Origin of the sequence: Acinetobacter sichuanensis (assembly GCF_003024515.2) — a bacterium.
Taxonomy (GTDB): domain Bacteria; phylum Pseudomonadota; class Gammaproteobacteria; order Pseudomonadales; family Moraxellaceae; genus Acinetobacter; species Acinetobacter sichuanensis.
In genome coordinates, this window is sequence record NZ_PYIX02000144.1 from 1 (window position 1) to 1,515 (window position 1,515).

Consider the following 1,515-nt stretch of genomic DNA (forward strand, 5'->3'; position numbering starts at 1 on the left):
CATAAGTAAATTAAGCCAAACTTTCTTTTACAAACGTTGGATCAACAATAAATAATCGAATTAATGATGTTGCTGCACCAGAAGGTCTTCTCACACCTTGTTCCCAAGATTCTAATGTACGTCTGGAAACACCAAGGAGCTTAGCAAACTGTTCTTGTGTCAGTTGTGCCTTTCTACGTGCTAAAGCTACATCTGTTTCAGTAATTACTGTTCTTTTTGCAGCATTATTTGCCAACATATCATCGATGCCTTGTAAGATTTCAGCTTCAATATCTCTTGTTGCTTCAAAGGCTTCTAGTTCTTTTTCAGTCATTAAACGAGTCATTTAATTTCTCCACCAATGCTTGAAGGGTTTTCTTACTAAGCTGCACAGTTTGCTTTTTACTGTATAGGGTTAATAACCAAATCTCTCCATTTGTTAAACGATTAAAGTAGATGACTCTGACACCACTACTTTTACCTCTACCACCACTCGTCCATCTAATTTTACGAATACCACCTGAATTAGGTTCTACATCACCTGCTTCAGGGTTTAATGCCAAGAATGTTTTAAATTCTTCGTATTCTTCTTCAGTCCAGTAAACAAGACAGTATTTAGTAAATAATGGGGTTTCACATATTGTATACATTGCTTATATTTATACTACCTTGTAGTAAATTATCTTATACTACTTTGTAGTGTTTTTAAATAGCTTCTAATAAATTGTGCTAATTTCGCATAAGAGATTTTATGTTAAATGATAAAATTTAATTTTCTAATAAATTTTTTTAAGTACTTATTTCTATTACAGTATGCTCTTTTGAACAAAATAACTGCAACCTCTCTATTGTGGTGTCTGATTTTACTTGACCATTACACAGTGACATATTCAACTCCTACAAAATTCAATAGTAGCTGAAGATCGCCTTAATGCAACAAAACCCAAAACTGGTAGTTAAAACACTTAATAATATGATATTTAATGGAAAGTACGTGATTAAAAAAATATTTTTCACTATTCTTATCGGGCTGAGTTTGAATATAAATGTCTATGCTAAAGATGAGGCGACTTCTTCTGTAAAATCCTTACCTATTGAATGCAGATACGATCAGGCTAAGCAAAAACACTGTACTTTGTTTGATATTCAAAAGAATTTAGTGATTAGCATTGATAATGGTTTTTGGGCAATGAGAACTTTTCCAGCACATCAACCTCGGTTTTTACAATCAGTACAAATTGATGATCATCCACCTATTCGCTCCTTATTACTTAATGGACAAGTTAAAGAAGCTATTGAAGAAATGAAACAGGGGGAAAAAATTACAGTGACTATTTTAGATGAATTATATGGAATACAAATTTATACCTCCGATTTAACAGGATCTATAGTTATGTTTGAGCAATTACAGCAAGCATACGATCAGTTTTAATACTAAATTTAATATAATTTAAAAGTATTAATACTGAATAATTATTCTATCAGTAAGATAATTACATATATCTATGTAATTGAAAATTTATTATAAAATATAGA

3 protein-coding genes are annotated in these 1,515 nt (G+C 31.1%); 1 reads left to right on the forward strand and 2 read right to left on the reverse strand.

All coding sequences use genetic code 11. The features are described 5' to 3' along the window. Positions 1 to 10: 10 nt before the first annotated feature. Positions 11 to 325, reverse strand: a complete 315-nt coding sequence (locus C9E89_RS22545) for a helix-turn-helix domain-containing protein (RefSeq protein WP_107010295.1) — start codon at positions 323 to 325, stop codon at positions 11 to 13. Next, complete coding sequence (locus C9E89_RS22550) at positions 306 to 629, reverse strand: transcriptional regulator (RefSeq protein ID WP_107010296.1); 324 nt, start codon at positions 627 to 629, stop codon at positions 306 to 308. Before C9E89_RS22550 ends, C9E89_RS22545 begins: the two co-directional genes overlap by 20 nt. A 281-nt stretch (positions 630 to 910) precedes the next feature. On the opposite strand from C9E89_RS22550, the gene C9E89_RS22555 reads away from it, so the two are divergent. Further along, a complete protein-coding gene (locus C9E89_RS22555) occupies positions 911 to 1,411 on the forward strand; it encodes a hypothetical protein (protein ID WP_107010297.1) in 501 nt (166 codons plus the stop codon). The last annotated feature ends 104 nt before the right edge of the window (positions 1,412 to 1,515 follow it).

Bases quoted from the DNA above. Each gene is read 5' to 3' on its own strand.
- C9E89_RS22550 (WP_107010296.1), bottom strand. From the start codon at position 629: ATGTATACAATATGTGAAACCCCATTATTTACTAAATACTGTCTTGTT.
- C9E89_RS22555 (WP_107010297.1), top strand. From the start codon at position 911: ATGCAACAAAACCCAAAACTGGTAGTTAAAACACTTAATAATATGATA.
- C9E89_RS22545 (WP_107010295.1), bottom strand. From the start codon at position 325: ATGACTCGTTTAATGACTGAAAAAGAACTAGAAGCCTTTGAAGCAACA.